The 17641-nt window shown below is 68.8% G+C and carries 11 protein-coding genes; 8 read left to right on the top strand and 3 right to left on the bottom strand.

The window, feature by feature from the left end; all coding sequences use genetic code 11:
* Positions 1 to 136: 136 nt before the first annotated feature.
* The gene (locus ABZ671_RS01745) at positions 137 to 4027 is read left to right on the top strand and encodes an ExeM/NucH family extracellular endonuclease (protein WP_357849537.1); all 3891 of its coding nucleotides are present in this window, start codon (positions 137 to 139) and stop codon (positions 4025 to 4027) included.
* 99 nt (positions 4028 to 4126) lie between these two features.
* Here ABZ671_RS01745 and ABZ671_RS01740 read toward each other — a convergent pair whose 3' ends face one another.
* The gene (locus ABZ671_RS01740) at positions 4127 to 4798 is read right to left on the bottom strand and encodes a hypothetical protein (RefSeq protein ID WP_357849534.1); all 672 of its coding nucleotides are present in this window, start codon (positions 4796 to 4798) and stop codon (positions 4127 to 4129) included.
* A 174-nt stretch (positions 4799 to 4972) separates the two neighbouring features.
* Between ABZ671_RS01740 and ABZ671_RS01735 the strand changes: the two genes are divergently transcribed.
* The 5 genes from ABZ671_RS01735 (at position 4973) to ABZ671_RS01715 (ending at position 11422) form a co-directional block, all read left to right on the top strand.
* Positions 4973 to 6190 (top strand): HupE/UreJ family protein, encoded by a 1218-nt coding sequence (locus ABZ671_RS01735; protein ID WP_357849531.1) that lies wholly within the window; start codon positions 4973 to 4975, stop codon positions 6188 to 6190.
* A gap of 124 nt (positions 6191 to 6314) precedes the next feature.
* Positions 6315 to 8291, top strand: coding sequence for an FN3 domain-containing metallophosphoesterase family protein (locus ABZ671_RS01730; protein ID WP_357849528.1), 1977 nt, complete (start codon positions 6315 to 6317; stop codon positions 8289 to 8291).
* Between the two features lie 92 nt (positions 8292 to 8383).
* The gene (locus ABZ671_RS01725; RefSeq protein WP_357849525.1) at positions 8384 to 9463 is read left to right on the top strand and encodes a DUF916 domain-containing protein; all 1080 of its coding nucleotides are present in this window, start codon (positions 8384 to 8386) and stop codon (positions 9461 to 9463) included.
* Between the two features lie 62 nt (positions 9464 to 9525).
* The gene (locus ABZ671_RS01720) at positions 9526 to 10383 is read left to right on the top strand and encodes a hypothetical protein (protein WP_357849522.1); all 858 of its coding nucleotides are present in this window, start codon (positions 9526 to 9528) and stop codon (positions 10381 to 10383) included.
* Positions 10384 to 10561: 178 nt separating this feature from the next.
* Complete coding sequence (locus ABZ671_RS01715; RefSeq protein ID WP_357849519.1) at positions 10562 to 11422, top strand: hypothetical protein; 861 nt, start codon at positions 10562 to 10564, stop codon at positions 11420 to 11422.
* A gap of 76 nt (positions 11423 to 11498) precedes the next feature.
* Here the strand turns inward: ABZ671_RS01715 and ABZ671_RS01710 are convergent, their stop codons facing one another.
* On the bottom strand, positions 11499 to 12917 hold the full coding sequence (locus ABZ671_RS01710) for a M14 family zinc carboxypeptidase (protein ID WP_357849516.1): 1419 nt from the start codon (positions 12915 to 12917) through the stop codon (positions 11499 to 11501).
* A 14-nt stretch (positions 12918 to 12931) separates the two neighbouring features.
* Here ABZ671_RS01710 and ABZ671_RS01705 point away from each other — a divergent pair, with 14 nt between their 5' ends.
* Complete coding sequence (locus ABZ671_RS01705; RefSeq protein ID WP_357849513.1) at positions 12932 to 13426, top strand: hypothetical protein; 495 nt, start codon at positions 12932 to 12934, stop codon at positions 13424 to 13426.
* Between the two features lie 16 nt (positions 13427 to 13442).
* Positions 13443 to 14531, top strand: coding sequence for a glycoside hydrolase family 11 protein (locus ABZ671_RS01700; RefSeq protein ID WP_357849511.1), 1089 nt, complete (start codon positions 13443 to 13445; stop codon positions 14529 to 14531).
* Between the two features lie 57 nt (positions 14532 to 14588).
* Here the strand turns inward: ABZ671_RS01700 and ABZ671_RS01695 are convergent, their stop codons facing one another.
* Positions 14589 to 17612 carry an ExeM/NucH family extracellular endonuclease gene (locus tag ABZ671_RS01695; protein ID WP_357849508.1) on the bottom strand — a complete coding sequence of 1008 codons (3024 nt, stop codon included), beginning with the start codon at positions 17610 to 17612 and terminating at the stop codon, positions 14589 to 14591.
* Positions 17613 to 17641: the final 29 nt, after the last annotated feature.

The raw sequence follows: 17641 nt of genomic DNA, 5'->3' as shown, positions 1-17641 counted from the left end.
AAACCGGCCGACCGGTCAACCCGATCCGTACATCTGACGGCTTCTGCGCAGTCACCGATTTGCGTTTAGGTTCCACCAGTCCATCCCCCCAATCGGAGGCGAAGCTTTGAAGCTCCGAAGCAGACACCCCCTCAGCGTGCTGGGCGTACTCGCCACAAGCGGTGCCCTCGCCCTGACCAGCGGTGCACCCGCCCTCGCCACCATGAGTGCGGCGAACCTGTCCATCAGCAGCTCCGACCCGGCCCCGGGCTGCACCGTCACCGTCGACCACACCATCGCGGAGGTCCAGGGCCCCGGCACCGCCACGCCGCTGGCCGGCAAGCGGGTCACCGTCGAGGGCGTGGTGACCGCCGACCACCGCACCGGTGGCTACAACGGGCTCTACGTGCAGACCGCTGGCAGCGGTGGGGACCGTCCGGTGGCCGCCGGCACCGCGTCCGACGGCATCTTCGTCTTCCTCACCACGAACGCGGCCAACCACCCGTCGGTCACGATCGGCGACCGGGTCCGGGTCAGCGGCACCGCGAGCGAGTACAACGGCCTCACCCAGCTGAACATCGCCGCCAAGGCCGACGTGCAGGTCTGCGAGCACGACGCGACCCTGCCCGCCCCGGTGCCGGTCAGCCCGCCGCTGTCCGACGACGCCCGCGAGTCGGTCGAGTCGATGCTGGTGGCGCCGGTCGGCCAGTTCACCGTCTCCGAGGTGTACAACACCAACCGGTACGGCGAGGTGGTGCTCGCCGCCGGTGACCGCCCGGCCCCGAACGCGACCGACCTCACCCGCCCGGGCTCGGACGCCGCCAAGCAGGTGATCGCCGACAACAAGCTCCGCCGGATCCTGCTCGACGACGGCAAGAGCACCAACCTGTCCACCGCCGGGCTGCTGCCGCCGTACCTGTCCAAGGAGAACCCGCTGCGGGTCGGCGACTCCGTCGAGGCGTTCGGCCCGGTCGTGCTGTCGTACGGCTTGAACGAGTGGCGTCTGCAGCCGACCACCCCGGTCAGCGCGGACACCCCGTCGTACGACCGGACCAGCTTCAAGGCCACCAACCCGCGTACCCCGGCCCCGGCGAACGTCGGCGGCGACATCCGGGTGGCCAGCTTCAACGTCCTCAACTACTTCGTGCACTTCGGCGGCGACGCCCGCGGCGCCAAGGACGAGGCCGCGCTGGCCAAGCAGGAGGCGAAGATCGTCGCGGCGATCACCGCCCTGGGTGCCGACGTGGTCGGGCTTGAGGAGATCGAGAACTCGGTCCGGTTCGACGCCAACGACCCGCAGCAGGCGCTGAAGCGGCTGGTGAACGCGCTCAACGCCAAGGACGGCGCGGGGACCTGGGACTACGTCCGCACCCCGGCCGAGCTGCCCAGCCCCGCCGAGCAGGACTTCATCACCACGGCGATCATCTTCAAGCCGGCAAAGGTCCAGCCGAAGGGCCCGGGCCGCTCGGTCAACGACGAGACCGTCTGGTTCAACGCCCGCGAGCCGATCGCGCAGACCTTCACCGCGGGGAAGATCACCTTCACCGTGGTCGTCAACCACCTCAAGTCCAAGAGCGGCACCGGGACCGGCGACAACGCCGACACCGGCCAGGGCAGCTGGAACGGCGACCGGGTCCGGCAGGCCAAGGCGCTGACCTCCTTCGTCGACCGGGTCAAGGCCGACAGCGGCTCCGAGGACGTGCTCCTGCTGGGTGACTTCAACGCCTACACGCAGGAGGACCCGATGCAGGTCCTCTACCAGGCCACGTTCAAGGACCTGAACAACACCGGCAAGGCCACCTACGTCTTCGGTGGCGAGTCCGGCTCGCTCGACCACGCTCTCGCCTCGCCGTCGCTGGCGTCGCGGATCACCGGGGTCGACGTGTGGCAGATCAACGCGGTCGAGTCGTTCGCCTTCGAGTACGACGGGCTGGCCGCCTTCTACGAGCCGACCCCCTACCGGGCCAGCGACCACAACCCGGTCGTGGTGGGCATCAGCACCAGCGCGAAGCCGGTCAACCTGCAGCTGCTGGGCATCAACGACTTCCACGGCCGGCTGGAGTCCCCGGCCACCGTGGACGGCAAGCCGGTCGGCGGCGCCGCCCAGCTCGCCGGACTGGTCGGCCAGCTGCGGGCGCAGAACCCGAACACCGCGTTCTTCTCCGCCGGTGACAACATCGGCGCGTCCACCTTCATCTCGGCGATCGACGGGGACACCCCGACGATCGACGCGTTGAACGCGATGGGTCTGGTCGCCTCGGCGGTGGGTAACCACGAGTTCGACAAGGGCGTCGCCGACCTCACCGGCCGGGTGTTCGACCGCGCCAAGTTCCCGTACCTGGGTGCCAACGTCTACCGCGGCAACAACCGGGCGCTGCCCGCGTACTCGGTCAGCACAATCGGTGGGGTCCGGGTCGGCTTCGTCGGCGTGGTGACCGAGCAGACCGGATCGCTGGTCAGCCCGGACGGCATCGCCGGCCTGACCTTCCGCGACCCGGTGGTCGAGGCCAACCTGGTGGCCCGCCAGCTCAAGGACGGCAACCCGGACAACGGCGAGGCCGACGTGGTGGTGCTGCTCGCGCACGAGGGCGCCGCGACGGAGAACATCACCTCCGCCGAGGCGCTGGCCAACGACCCGGTCTTCGGCAAGTACACCCGGGTTGACGCCACCATCGACGCGATCTTCAGCGGCCACACCCACCAGCCGTACGCCTTCATGATGCCGGTGCCCGGGACGAGCAAGCTGCGTCCGGTGGTGCAGGCCGAGGACTACGGCGTGCGGCTGGGCAAGGTCAACCTCACCTTCGACGCGAACACGAAGTCGGTGACCGCTGCCGACGCGCAACTGCTCGACGTGGTCGGCGCGCCGCAGGACCCGGCGGTGGCCGACATCGTCACCGCCGCCAAGGCCACGGCGGCTGAGCTGGGCAAGCAGCAGCTCGGTTCGATCACCGCGGACATCACGCGGGCCTACACCAACGGCAACGAGGACCGGGGCAAGGAGTCGGCGCTGGGCAACCTCATCGCCGACGTGCAGCTCGCCGGCACCAAGGACGCCGGCCGGGGCGGGGCGCAGATCGCGTTCATGAACGCCGGCGGCCTGCGGTCGGACCTGCTCTACCGGACCAACGGCACGGTCACCTACGCCGACGCCTTCGCGGTCCAGCCGTTCGCCAACGACGTGGTCACCAAGAGCTACACCGGCGCCCAGATCAAGCAGGTACTGGAGGAGCAGTGGCAGCCGGAGGGCGCGTCCCGCCCGGTGCTGTGGCTGGGTGTGTCGAAGGGGTTCAGCTACACCTACAACCCCGAGGCGCCCAAGGGTTCGCGGATTACCTCGGTGAAGCTCAACGGCACGCCGCTCAACCTGTCGGGCACGTACCGGGTCACGATGAACTCGTTCCTCGCCGCCGGTGGTGACAACTTCACCACCCTCGGCAAGGGCACGAACCCGGCGACCACCGGCGACAACGACCTCACCATGCTGGTGAGCTACCTGGCGGCGAACTCGCCGGTCACCCCGGACGCTCAGCCGCGGTCGACCATCGGCCAGGCCGGGCCGCAGTGCACCACGACGATCACCGGCAAGTACAGCAAGCCGCTGGTGGTCAGCGCGGGCCTGGTCTGCCTGGAGAACGCCACGGTCTCCGGCCCGGTCACGGTCAACCCGGGTGCTTCGCTGGTCGTCACCGGGGGCACCATCAGCGGCCCGGTGTCCGCCACCCGCCCGGTGCTCTTCGAGTTCGCCGGCACCACGGTCTCCGGCCCGGTCACCGTCACCGGCGCGACCGGCGGGCTGAGCATCACCAAGGGCAAGGTGAGCGGCCCGGTGTCGATCACCAACAGCACCGGCGGGGTTCGGATCGACGCGGTCACCATCAGTGGTCCGGTCACCGTCACCGGCAACACCGGCAGCCAGCCGGTGGTCGTCGCCGCGAACACCGTCAGCGGGCCGCTGGCCTGCTCCGGTAACACCCCGGCGCCGGTGAACGAGAGCCGGCCGAACAGCGTGAAGGGCCCGGCTTCGGGTCAGTGCGCGAAGCTGTAGCCCGGATGTGAATGCCGGTCCGCGGCCGGAGCCTCACAGGCTCCGGCCGCGGACCCATTTTGGGTGGCCGTCATCTTCTGTGTGCCCGCCGACCGCGCGTCAGATCTGGTCGAGCCAGATCACGATGCCGGTCAGGTCGTTGAGCACGGCCGCGACGCCGGCCCTGATGGCGGCCGCGCAGCGTTCCGCGGTGAACGAGTCGGGGTCGTACGTCGAGGACATGCCGAGCCCTTCACCACGGAACGACGCGCCGGCCCAGTCGACCGCTGTGACGTTGTGGGTGGGCTCGGCCAGTTCCGCACCCACCACCAGGAACTGCTGCGACAGGTGGCTGGCGGTGACCAACGTGAGGGGGTCGACGAGCTCGTTGCCCGCGCTGACGATGAGGTCCGGACCCATCTCGATGGCCCGGATGATGCTGGGCACGAGGTCGTGGCCGTCTTCGGCGACCACCGTCCTCAGGTCGACGTGCTCCTGCTCGGCCCACTCCTGCACTGCGGTTACGAGCGCCCGGGTCGGGCGGTCGTCACCTTCGGTGAGCAGCACCACCCGGTAGCCCTTCGACGGGCGGACCCCGGCCCAGGAGCCGGGCCGGGGCGTGACGGTCCCCTCCGGGGTGGGCGGGGCGGCGGGGTCGATGAACCCCGGGCCGAGGGCGCCGACGGCGATGGGCTTGGGGTGTGGCCGGGACCAGTCGTCGCCGGAGCTGCATCCGGCGGCCAGCGCGGCGGCCGTGGCCAGCACGGCAACGGCTCTCAGCGGGGGGCGCAAGCGATCGTCCTTTCGGGTGCTCGCAGGTGGTGGGCGGCTCCTTCCTATCCCAGTTCCGGCCGAGGTCAATCCGCTCGCCCTCGTTTCGACGGACTGTTCTTCAACGGTTCGCCGGCGGTCCGACCGATGTTCAGCCCCGGCGTGCACGGTGCACTCGCCAAGCAAAGGAGTGCCATGTCAACACGTGTCCGCCGGGCCGCCGTCGCCGTCGTGGTCGGGGTCATCGCGGCAGTGTCCGCCGTCCTGAGCGCCGGGCCGGCGTCCGCCCACGGGTTCACGTCGACCGTGTACGTCCACGTCACCGAGGGTGACGAGGGTCGCGTACGGACGAAGCTGGAGCTTGAGTACGACCTCTTCGTCGTGTCCGCCGCGGACTATCAGCGCGACGATCCCCTCTTCAAGGCGGGAATCGCCGCCTTCGACGCTGGTGACACCGCCGGGCAGGCCGCGGCGCTCACCGCGCACGCGACGTCGGCCATCGGGTACGTCACCGAGCGCTTCAACGTCACCTCCGGCGGCCGGCCCTGCACGGCGAGCCAGGTCGGCGGCTTCATCATGGGCGAGCGGGAGGACGTGCCGTACGCCGAACTGCTGCTCGACTGGGCCTGCGCCGAGCGCGGCGACGAGCACGAGGTGCGCAGCGAGCTGTTCCCCGACGCCGAGGGCTATGTCAAGGGCACCAAGACGATCGTCACCTACGACATCGACGGCCGGTCGGGCAGCGCCGCGCTCGACGCCGACCGACCGGTCTTCTCGACCGGCCAGGCCTGGTACGAGCGGTTCTGGGAGTTCTTCAGCCTGGGCGGGGAGCACCTGCTGACCGGGCTCGACCACATCCTGTTCCTGCTGGCGCTCATCGCCGGGTCACGGCGCCTGCGCGAGGTCGTGCTCGCCGCCACGAGCTTCACCCTGGCGCACTCGGTGACGTTCATGCTCGCCGCGCTCGGCCTGGTCGACGTGTCGGCGGCGATCGTGGAGCCGGTGATCGCACTGTCGATCGCCGTGGTCGCCGGCTGGTACCTGTGGCGGCTCTGGCGGCGCGGCGACCACGCGGCCGACCTCGAGACGTCGGGCGGCGGTCACTTCCGCCTGGACCGCGCGGGCTGGACCCGCCTCGGGGTGGTGTTTTGCTTCGGCCTCGTGCACGGCCTGGGCTTCGCCGGCGCGCTGGGGATCAACGAGGCGTGGTCGTGGACCCTGCTGTGGTCCCTGCTGGTGTTCAACGTCGGGCTCGAGGCCGTGCAGTTGGCGATCATCGCGGTCGTGTTCCCGCTGCTGGTCGTGTTGCGACACCGCGCCCCGAAGGTCGGGCTCTGGGCGACTGGCCTGATTTCCGCGGCCGTTTCCGTCATGGGGCTGATCTGGTTCGTGCAGCGAGTCCTCGAGTCCTGAAAGAGCTGCAGGTTTCCGGGACGGGCAACCACCCCGCCCCGTTGGATTCACGGCCGGTTCATCAGGCAACGACACCTTGAGTCCGCATGTCCGCACCTCTCCTTCCAGAAAAGGGACGGAATCGATGAGATTGAGCACCCCAGCGCAGGCCTCCGGGCTTGTGCGACGTCGCGTGGCCGCCGGGGCCACGGCGGCGGTCCTGGGCCTCGCCGCAGCCGTCGGCAGCAGCCTGGCCGTCAGCGCCAGCGCCGCCGAGAGCAGTGCCCTCACCGGCATCATCCTCGGCGTGGGCGCTGACGAGTCCCAGCGCATCGTGACCTGGTACTCCTCGGCCGACACCGCGCAGATGGTCCAGCTCGCCCCGACCGCCTCGCTCGTCAACGGCGAGTTCCCGGCCGACGCCGTCACCTTCGCCGCCACCGGCGGGGCGAACTTCGTCTCCAGCAGCGGCTTCAACCGCCACGCGACGATCACCAACCTGCGGGAGCACACCGGATACTCCTACCGGGTCGGCGCCGAGGGCAACTGGTCCCCGACGTACTCCTTCAAGACGCAGGACTTCGAGGGCGACTACGACTTCCTGTTCTTCGGTGACCCGCAGATCGGCTCGTCCGGCGACGTGCCGAAGGACCAGGCCGGCTGGGAGGAGACCCTGAAGGTCGCCACGGCGGCCAACCCGAACGCCGAGCTGCTGGTGTCGGGCGGCGACCACGTCGAGACCGCCGGCACCGAGACCCAGTGGAACGCGTTCCTCGCTCCCGACCAGCTGCGTCAGGTCCCGGTCGCCGCGACCATCGGCAACCACGACGTCGGCGCGAAGGCCTTCGAGCAGCACCACTTCACCCCGAACACCGACCGGTCGGGCTCGCTGTACGCCAACGGGGACCCGGCCTCCAACACGTCGGGCGGTGACTACTGGTTCATCTACAAGGACGTGCTGTTCATCGACATCAACAGCAACAGCTACCGCACCGCCTCGGGTGGTGGCGGTGACGAGGCGCACGTCGCCTACGTCACGGATGTCATCAACAAGCACGGGGCCAAGGCCAAGTGGAAGGTGCTCGTCTTCCACCACGCGATGTACTCGCCGGCCAGCCACGCCAAGGACTCCGACGCCAAGGTGCGCCGGGTCGACTTCCCGACCGTCTTCTCCAACCTCGGCGTTGACATGGTGATGGCGGGCCACGACCACGCGTACTCCCGCAGCTACCTGATCAAGAACGGCGAGAAGGCGAACCCGGACGAGCAGCCCGGTGCGGCTGACGTGGTCGCCGGCCCGGGCGGCGTGCTCTACGTGACGGCCAACTCGGCCTCCGGCTCGAAGTACTACGACATCACCAAGCCGGACAACAGCGGCACGAGCGGCACCGGCAACGGCGCCGACCCGTTGAACCCGGACAGCTACTGGTACAACTCGTCGCAGAACCAGGAGCACGTCCGCAGCTACGTCAAGGTCCAGGTGCGCAGCGACAAGCTCGTCGTTGAGAACGTGCGCAGCGGCACCTGCGCGGCGCCGAACGCGGCCGTGGAGAAGGGCCTCAAGTGCACCAACACGCCGGACGGCCAGCCGGTCGGCTCGATCACCGACAAGGTCACCGTGCACCCGTACCAGGGTGACGGCCAGAACATCCAGGTCAACGTGCCCAACGCCGCTCCGGGCGAGTTCGGCTGGACGATCGACGGCTACAACGGCCTGGTGGACCTCGGCACCGCCGAGGAGCACAACGGCGACTACTTCTCGGCGACCGGCCAGATCAACCCGATCGCCGTGTCGGACAGCCGCCGCTCGCTCGCCCCGTGGTCGATCTCGGCCAGCGTGGGTGACTTCCGCGACGGCGACAAGTCGTTCTCCGGCGCCTACCTCGGCTGGACGCCGACGGTGCTGGAGGCCGGTGCCGGGGCCCAGGCCAGCGGGGCAGTGTCCTCGGCCTACGACGACCACGGTGCGGGCCTGTCCGTATCGCGCGGCCTCGGCTGGGCCGCCCAGGGCCACCCCCGGGGTACGGCCAAGCTCGGCGCTGACCTGGACCTGAAGATCCCGGGCAGCGTGGACAAGGGCAGCTACCGCGCCACCCTCACGATCACTGCGCTGAGCAGCTGATCGGACCCGTTCCACCCGACGGGGTGAGCGCCTTCGGGTGCCCGCCCCGTCGGGCCTTCCCGATCCGCCCCAGATCGCCTGAGGAAGCAGTGATGTACGCGCCCACACCGCGCCGAAAGAACACCACCGTCGCTCTCGTCCGTACCGCCGTCCTGGCCCTGCTCGCCACCGTCGCGGCGGTCGGACTGGGCGCCGATCCCGCGCTGGCCCAGGGTGGCGACGTCACCTGGACGGTCCGGACGGCGTCGAACAGCTACGGCGTCGACCGATCGAGCTTCAGCTACGCCATCAACCCGGGTGGCTCGGTCAAGGACGCCCTGATCGTGGCCAACCGTGGCACGGTGCCACTCGACCTGGCCGTCTACACCGCGGACGGCTTCACCACCGACACGGGTCAGCTCGACCTGCTCACCAGGGACAAGAAATCCGTCGGCATCGGCGCCTGGATCCACGCCGACCGCGACCGCGTGGTGCTCCAGCCGGGGAAGACCGTTGAGGTTCCCTTCGAAGCCACCATCCCGGACAACGCCACGCCCGGCGACTACGCGGGCGGCATCATCACCTCGCTGACCCAGGCCGACGAGGCCGAGGGCATCAACGTGGACCGACGCCTCGGCATCCGGATCAAGCTGCGGGTCGGTGGCACGCTCCAGCCGAATCTGGCGATCGAGGACCTGCACGTCGACTACGCCGGCACGGCCAACCCGTTCGGCACGGGCGATGCCACCATCACGTACCGGATCCACAACACCGGCAACGCGATTCTGTCCGGCCAGCAGGCGGTGTCGATCTCGGGGCCGTTCGGCTGGCTGCGGGCCGACGCCGGCGAGATCGCATCGCCGCCGGAACTGCTCCCAGGTGAGAGCTGGCAGGTGACGGTGCCCGTCCACGACGTGGCGCCCGCACTCAGGCTGGCCGCGACCGTGACCCTCACGCCCCTGCTCACCGACGCCTCCGGCTCCACCACCTCGCGCGACCCGATCTCGGCCACCGCGCACGGCTGGGCCCTCCCGTGGACCCTGTTGCTCCTGGTCGCCGTGCTGATCGCCGGCATCGTCGGGGCGCTCCTGCTCGCCCGTCGCAACCGCGTACGGCGCAAGCAGCGCGAGGACGCCCGCGTGCACCAGGCCGTGGAGCAGGCGCTTCGGGAGCAGGAGACGTCGGCGCGCTGACCTTCGAATGGCTCACCAATTGATTTAGCAGCGACCGATTCACGGCCGTACAATCGATGGTCATGTCCCGTCTCTCTCGCTGCCTCGCGGCCGTTCTGACCGGAACACTCATCGTCTTGTTCGCCACGCCCGGTGCCGCGCAGGCGGCGGGGGTGGGTATCGCGCCGTACTTCATCGAGTACGGCAACGGCATGTCCACCTTTGTTGGTAAAAGTGGGACCACCAAAATCCCTGCCGGCGTGCTGCTCTGGGGCCGGGGCACCGCGAAGGGCGTGAAACTCACCATCGACCTGTCGGGGATCACGAAGAGAGTGGACATCCTCGGGGTCAGTAAGCCCTGCAAGCGGTCCGGGTCGAAGGTGACCTGCAAGTTCGGCACGGTAAAGGTCAAGGGGTCGAAGAAACTCCGCGTCACGTTGTCGCTGCGGGGGAAGGCGGATGCGCCCATCGCCCGGGCGGGCACCGTCCGTCTCAAACTGGCCTCCAGCCCGCGGTCGATCGACAGTAACGTCCGTGGCACGGTCCACGTGCAGCCCGAGGTCGCGGACCTGGCCATCACCTCGACGGTGCCGGTCGCGCGAATCGGGCAGACGGTGACCATCTCTCACAAGGTGGTCAATCATGGGCCCTCGAAGGAGTCCTGGCTGACGCTCTTTGGCGACGCCCAACTCGGCACGAAGTATGTCGGCGGCACCGGCTGCACCACCACCAGTCGAAAGTTCACCTGCGACTTCACGAACCTCGCGGTTGGGCAAAGCCGGGTGGTCAGCGTCAAGGTCAAGGTGACCGGCTGTGACAAGACGCAGATGGCGGGCAGCGTCGGATGGACCATGGCACTGGCCGATCCGATCTTCTACAACAGCGACAAGTTCGGCACCCGCGTTCGAGTGAAGGGCTGCCCCGGGCTTACCGGCGCGTAGTCCTTGTGTGCCAGCCCGGGGCGGCGTCCGTGGTGGACACCGTCCCGGGCTGGGCGGCGGGTCAGGTGGTCGTGGTTTACGCGTACGGTGCCGCTGCCTTGCTCGCCGCGTACATCAGCAATGACTGCCCGGCTGGCCGTGCTGCCATCCGCTACCCGCGGCCGTACAATCGATGGTCATGTCTTTGATTTCCCGTTGTTTAGCGGGCATCGTGACCGGCGCAATCGTCGCTTTGTTCGCCATGCCCGGCGTCGCGCAGGCGGCGGGGGTGGGCCTTGCGCCATACTTCATCCAGTACGGCGGCCCAATGTCCACCACTGTCGGCAAGAGCGGGACCACCACCATCCCGATCGGTGTGATGACCTGGGGCAAGGGCACCGCGAAGGGCGTGAAACTCACCGTCGACCTGTCGGGGATCACGAAGAGGGTTGACATCGTCGGGGTCAGTAAGCCCTGCAAGCGGTCCGGATCGAAGGTCACCTGCAACTTCGGCACGTTGAAGATCAAAAAGGGTGGCGGGAAGGTCGGTGCCTCGCTGTCGCTGCGGGGAAAGGCGGGTGCGCCCAGCACTCGGGCGGGCAACGTACGCCTCAAGTTGACCGCCAGCCCTCGGCCGAACATCAGCAGCGTCGGCGGCACGGTTTACGTGTGGTCCGAGGTCGCTGACCTGGCCATGACCTCGACGGTGCCGGTCGCGCGGATCGGGCAGACGGTCACCATCAAGCACACGGTGATCAACCGCGGGCCCTCGAAGGAACCCTGGTTGTCGCTTCTTGGCGACGCTCAGCTCGGCACGAAGTTCGTTGGCGGCACCGGTTGCACCACCACCAGTCGCAAGTTCACCTGCGACATCGCAAACCTCGCCGTCGGGCAGACCCGGGTGGTCAGTGTCAAGGTCAAGGTGACCGGCTGCGACAAGAGTCAGGGGTCGGGCGGCGTCGGATGGACCATGGCCCTTCCTGATCCGATTTTTTACAACAGCACTAACCTCGGCACCCGGGTGCGAGTGAAGGGCTGCCCCGGGCCTACCGGCGCGTAGTCCTTGTGTGCCCAGCCGGGGCGGCGTCCGTGGTGGACACCGCCCCGGGCTGGGCGGCGGGTCAGGTGGTCGTGGTTTACGCGTACGGTGCCGCTGCCTTGCTCGCCGCGTACATCAGCATCGGCTGGAGCTTGGGCCAGAAGGTGCCGGTCTGGCACGAGTAGGCGGGCAGGAAGCCGCTGCAGCTGCCGCTGTTAGGTCCGATCTCCCAGGTGAAGCTGGGGGTGCCGAGCTTGTCGTAGAGCCAGTCGTCGCTGGTGCCCGAGGCGTCGTAGAGCACCTGTCCTGGCTGGCCGTACTGCCAGCCGCTGCCCGCGAGCTGCGCCATCTGCTGGCCCATGGCGCGCAGCTTGGCGTCGTTGCCCGTCTTCACCTTCGAGCTGAAGCCCCACGGGTAGAGCACCAGGTTGGCGTAGGAATGCATCGTGACGAACATGCCCTTGGTGTTGGCCGAGGCGGCCGCCGTGTCGCCGGTGCCACGCGTCGCGGCGAAGAGCTGCCGTTGCAGCGCCTCGAGGGCCTGGGTCTCGACCTCCGAGTCCGCGGCGGTCCCCCGGTACGTCTGCGCGCACTTGCTCGTCGACGTGCTGGCGCCGCCGTAGTGCGAACCGTGGTTGCGGTTCAGGTCGACGCCCGAGTGGCTGGATGAGGTCTCGCCGCAGCCGGTGCCGCCGACGTCGTCACCGTTCTTGCGGTGGTAGTACGGCGAGTTGCCACCCTGCTGGACGATGTCGACCCCGTCGGGGTTGGCGATCGGGATGACCCACAGCTCGGTCGTGTTGAGCAGGTTGGTGATCGTGGAGTCCACGCCGTAGCCGTTGACCAGGTAGTCGATCCACCGGTATGCGATCTCGCCGGTGGTGATCTCGCGGGCATGGATCTGGGCCATGAGGAGGAACCGCGGCTTGGGCGCGCTCGTCGCTCGGGCGCAGTCGCCATTGTTGAGCTTCGTGATGCAGATGACCCTCAGGTCGTACCCGCCGCGGTTCATCGTTTTGCGCCACGACTGCCCGTACGTGTAGACCTTGGCGAGATCCGGGTGGGCGGTGGCGACCGCTGTCAGGTGGGCGTACTGGGCGTTGACCGTGCGGTAGCCGCCGTAGAAGGTCTCCTCGGCCGCGAGCGGCGCGACCGCCTCGGCGGCCAGCGTCCGGTCGTCGGCCTGCCACCGGCGGGTGACGGGCGCCCACTGCGGGACATCGAGCACCTGTTCGGTCGTGGCGGTGAAGCCGGCCTTGCGCAGCGTCCGTCCGACCTCGCGATCGCCCATCACGAAGAGGTCGTTGCCGTCGCGACCCTCCAGCACGTCCAAGCCGAGGTCGAGCAGCTTGGTGGTGCTTGCGCCCAGCGGCGCGTTGACGCGGTAGACCACGGCGGGACTCGGCTTCGGCGAGGCCGCTGTCACCGACGTGGGCGGTGTGACGCCGAAGAGAAGTCCTGCCGCGAGGAGCACCGTCGCCCCGGTGGTGGCTAGTGCGTTGCGGTGTAGTGACATCGGCCCATCTCCCTGTGATGGAGGTAGTGCCCGGGTTGGGGTGGACGCAGGCTACCATCGAAGAACTTCAACATCTACTGCCGTACGTCGAGACGATCGTGCTGGCACCCGTCCGCGCCGCACCCCTCCCGATGGTCGGGTGCGGGTGGTCTGGCCGGCACGCGATCGGCCTGTCCGATCCGGACGGTGAGCAGTATCGGATCGGGCCCGAAATTTTCGACGGCATCGCCGCGGATTTCGATCGGCGGGGGAAGTGTTCGTCGGCGAATGTCTCGATCACTGTCGACATGGTGGGCCCAAAGTGCGAGGCCAGGTGCGTCATCAGGGAGGCGTGGGTCGCGATCGCCCCTTTCGCGGCCCTTCCGGAAATCGTTGACAGCCCGGTGGGGCTGACCAATACTGCGAGCATCGACGAGCCTCAACGGCTGGCGCTGCCGGGCCACGACGATGTGGCTGCGAGCTGGCAACCCACACCTGTCACGCAGTCCTGGCCCCCGGGCCGGTCTTAACGAGAGGACGCGCCCCATGAACGAATCCCTCACCCGCCCGAAGCGTCACGGGCGCGACCGCGTCAGGATGCTCATCGGCAGCGCCTGCGCCGTCGTGCTGGCCGCCGCCTCGGTGACCCTGGCCGGCACCGCCCACGCCGAGGCCGACCGGACCCTCACCTCGAACTCGACCGGCACCCACAACGGCTACTTCTACTCGTACTGGAAGGACAACGGCAACGTCACCATGACCATGGGTGCCGGCGGCCAGTACAGCGTCCAGTGGAGCAACATGAACAACATGGTCGTCGGCAAGGGCTGGAACCCCGGCTCCAGCCACACGGTGAACTATTCGGGCAGCTTCAGCCCGAACGGCAACGGCTACCTGGCGCTGTACGGGTGGACGACCAACCCACTCATCGAGTACTACGTCGTCGAGAACTTCGGCAGCTACAACCCCAGCTCAGGCGCCACCCGGCTGGGTTCCGTCACCACCGACGGCAGCACGTACGACATCTACCGCACCCAGCGCGTCAACCAGCCGTCCATCATCGGCACGGCGACGTTCTACCAGTACTGGAGTGTCCGGCAGCAGAAGCGGACCGGCGGCACCATCACCACCGCCAACCACTTCAACGCGTGGGCCAGCCTCGGCCTGAACCTCGGCACCCACAACTACCAGATCCTCGCCACCGAGGGCTACCAGAGCAGCGGGAGCTCCAACATCACCGTGAGTGAGGGCGCTGGCGGTGGCCCGTCGAGCGGCCCGACCACGCCGGCCCCGCCCACGACGAGCCCGCCGTCGGGCGGCAGCAAGACCTGCCGAGTGACAAACGACGTCAACGCGTGGAACAACGGCCTCACCGACAACATCACCATCACCAACACCGGTACGGCCGCCATCAACGGCTGGTCGCTGAAGTTCAACCTCGCGTCCGGGCAGAACATCACCTCCGGCTGGAACGCCAACTACTCGCCCACCAGCGGCCAGGTGACCGCGACCAACGTCAGCTACAACGCCGCCATACCACCGGGCGGCTCCACGCAGATCGGCTTCCAAGCCACCCATAACGGCAACGGCGCCGCGCCGAGCGGGTTCAGCCTCAACGGCACCGCCTGCAGCTGAGACAACGATCGGGGCCGCCTTCGCGGAGAAGGCGGCCCCGATAGCTCTACCGTCGGATCAGCCGATGATCTTCCACGGGCCGTAGGGCTGGCCGGGGACCTGGTTGCGGGTCCACCACTGGGCAACGTACTTCTTGCCCTGGTAGACGACGATGTCCCCGGTGTCGAAGATGCGCGACGCGGTCCAGACGGCGGTGCCGTCGGCGGCGGTCGCCATCTCCTGCCACGGGCCGTAGGGGTCGCCCGGGGTCTGGTTCTGGGTCCACCAGAGCGACTGCCAGGTGGAACCCTGGTAGGAAACCTGGTCGCCGGTGTTGTACACCTTCGACTTGTCCCAGGCCGGCACGGTCGGCGTCACCGGCGGGTTCAGCCCGACGACGACCGGGTTGTGGTCCGACGCCGAGAACGGGTCGCTGCCGTTGAACAGCAGCGTGGCGTTGTAGTTGTAGCGGCTGTAGCCGTAGGCCACCGCCTCCTGGGCGTTGATCTGCCACACGTCGGCCCCGGTGACCAGCGCGCGGGCGGCCGGGTTGGCCAACACGTGGTCGAGCGAGCCCTGCATGCCGTTGTAGGAGTAGGTCGCCTCCGACGGGTCGAAGGTGGCGCCCAGGTCGGTGTAGCCGTTGGCGTACAGGACCTGCATCGGGTCCTCCTGGGTGTAGGCGTTGAAGTCGCCGACCAGGAAGATCCGGTTCGTGCCCAGGCCCGCCGCCACCTGCGCGGCGAAGGCGCTCGTGTCCTGCGCCTGGCGCACCCGGGTCGCATTGAACGCACCCTGGTCCACCGCCGGCGAGGAGGTGTCCTGGGCGTCGCCGTCGTACAGCGGGGTCCCGCTGCCCTTGGACTTCCAGTGGTTGGCGACGACCACGAACGCGTCGGTGTCGGTCGCACCAACCTTCTTGAAGCCCTGAGCCAGCGGCTGGCGAGCGATCGAGAACGGCTGGCCGGGGCCCGAGTCACCGGTGAGCACCACCGACGACCCGACGAGCGCGACCTCCGCCGGCTTGTAGATGAACGCCGTACGGATCACGTCCTGCTGGGAGAGCGGCGGCAGCTTGTCGTCGGCGGGGGAGGGCACGTACGCCCACACGTTCGAGCCGGCGGCGGCGTTGAGCGCGTCGACGAGGCCGGCGAGCGCGGTGTCCCGCGGCTGGCCGAACTTGACGGAGTTCTCGACCTCCTCCAACGACACGATGCTGGCACCGAGCCGGTCGATACCGACAACGATCTTCGCCTGCTGCCGCTGGAAGTTGGCGTCGTCGGCGGCGCCGCGCGGGCCGGCGCTGTTGCCGGGGCCGGAGCAGGTCTTCACGGTGATGCGGTTGCCGGCCCGGTCCGTGTAGTAGGTGCAGGTGCCCAGCCCCTTGGCGACGTACACCTGCCCGGTCGTCGGGAAGTAGTTCTGGACGTTGAACGTCGCCAGGCGGACGCTGCCACCGACGGCGGCCGGCCGCTGGTTTTCGGCCCGGGTGTCACTGAAGGTCGCGACCGCGTGGCCGTCATCGGTCACCTGCTGGGTCGGCTGGAAGTTCCACAGTGAAAACCGGTAGTCGAGGATCAGCGGCTGGTGGAAGGTGACCTTCGAACCGATGCGGACGGGGTTGTTCCGCGTGAACCACGGCAGCGGCGTGCCGGTGTACGTGCTGGTGCTGTAGTTCCAGCTCGAGCCGTCGTCCAGGGTGACCATCCGGGCGGCGTTGTCGGCGACCACGGCGTGCGCCTGGGCGCTGCCAGCGGGGCCGGCGTCGGTGGGCTGGCGCAGCGGGGTGTCACCAGCGGCGAGGGTGAAGGTGCCGTACCAGTTCGCGTTGTAGTTGTCCGCCACGGTGAAATTGCCCTGGGGCGCGATCAGCTCGCCCTCGTGCGCCACCTTCTGAGCATCCGTCGTGAGGTGGGACCACGGGATCACGAGCGGCTTGACGGGGGGCAGCGCCGTGGCGAGCTTCGTGACCGTCGGGAAGCTGATCTCGGTCTTGCCCTGGTACTCCTGCACCGTGCCGGTGACCTGGACACTCTCGCCGATGCTGACCTTGCCGGCCGCGTCGGAGCCGAACACGAAGACCGCGTCGGAGGCGCCCGGCGTGGCGTCCTCCGCCTCGGTGCCGCCGGCGCCGCCGGTCTGCAGGAAGAAGCCGTTGAACCCGCCGGTGGCGTAGACAGCGGTCACGACGCCGTCGGTCGTCACGGTCCTGTTGAGGTACGGCGACGTGTCGGTGTTCGTGCCCCGGATCTCGGCGATCGGCAGGACCTTCGTCACGGCCACGACGTAGTAGCTGAAGGACGTCGACCCGCTCGCGCCGGTCGAGTCGGTCGCGGTGACCGTCACCGAGGAGGTGCCGGCCGCGGTCGGGGTGCCGGAGACGACCCCGGCCGAGGAGATCGCCAGGCCCGCGGGCAGTCCGGCCGCCGTCCACGTGTACGGCGTGGTGCCGCCCGAGGCGCTGAGGGTCAGTGGCGGGATCGGGGCGCCGACTGTCGCGTTCTGGCTGCCGGGGTTCGTCACCGTGACGGCCGCCGTGCCACCGTCGGACGTCGAGTTCTGCGGCGTCGGGGTGGCGACGCGGAAGTCAGCGGCGTTGTTGTCCGTGTCCGTACCGGCCGCGCGCTGATAGCTCAGAACGACCGAGTTGCCGGTCGCGGCGGTCCCCTCCGGGGAGTTGCTGTTCCCCCAGCCGATCTTGTCGATGACGGAGGCGTCGGTGGGCAGCACACCCGAGGTGCTGGCCGCGATGAAGAGCGTGCCACCGCCCGCGCCCGGGTTGATGCTGCCGCCGGTGCTCAGGTCCGGTGCCGGCAGCGCCTCGCCGCCGGTGCCGTTGCTCGGCAGCTGGATGAGGAAGTGGCCGTGCGCGGCCACCGTCCCCGACAGCGCGAACACCTGCGCACCACTCGGCACAACCGTGCTCGTGGGCGCGCGATACTGCAGGGTGTCGCCGGTGAGGGAGATGGCCCTCGACGTCGGGTTGTAGAGCTCGATGAACTTGTTGAGGAGGCTCGCGCCAGCCGAGCCGCCGTTGACGTACGCCTCGCTGATGACCAGACCCGTACCGTCCGGATTGGCGGATGCCGGGGTGGCGAGCAATGGGCTGGCTAAGCCAGCTGTGGACAACG

The sequence above is a fragment of the Micromonospora sp. NPDC006766 genome, assembly GCF_040636055.1.
Classification (GTDB): Bacteria; Actinomycetota; Actinomycetes; order Mycobacteriales; family Micromonosporaceae; genus Micromonospora.
Note: the sequence above shows the minus strand (reverse complement) of the source record. Positions and strands in the feature narration are given on the sequence as shown.

Coding starts and splice junctions, on each gene's coding strand:
- ABZ671_RS01735 (WP_357849531.1), top strand. CDS start 4,973: ATGTCAACACGTGTCCGCCGGGCCGCCGTCGCCGTCGTGGTCGGGGTC.
- ABZ671_RS01730 (WP_357849528.1), top strand. CDS start 6,315: ATGAGATTGAGCACCCCAGCGCAGGCCTCCGGGCTTGTGCGACGTCGC.
- ABZ671_RS01725 (WP_357849525.1), top strand. CDS start 8,384: ATGTACGCGCCCACACCGCGCCGAAAGAACACCACCGTCGCTCTCGTC.
- ABZ671_RS01720 (WP_357849522.1), top strand. CDS start 9,526: ATGTCCCGTCTCTCTCGCTGCCTCGCGGCCGTTCTGACCGGAACACTC.
- ABZ671_RS01715 (WP_357849519.1), top strand. CDS start 10,562: ATGTCTTTGATTTCCCGTTGTTTAGCGGGCATCGTGACCGGCGCAATC.
- ABZ671_RS01710 (WP_357849516.1), bottom strand. CDS start 12,917: ATGTCACTACACCGCAACGCACTAGCCACCACCGGGGCGACGGTGCTC.
- ABZ671_RS01700 (WP_357849511.1), top strand. CDS start 13,443: ATGAACGAATCCCTCACCCGCCCGAAGCGTCACGGGCGCGACCGCGTC.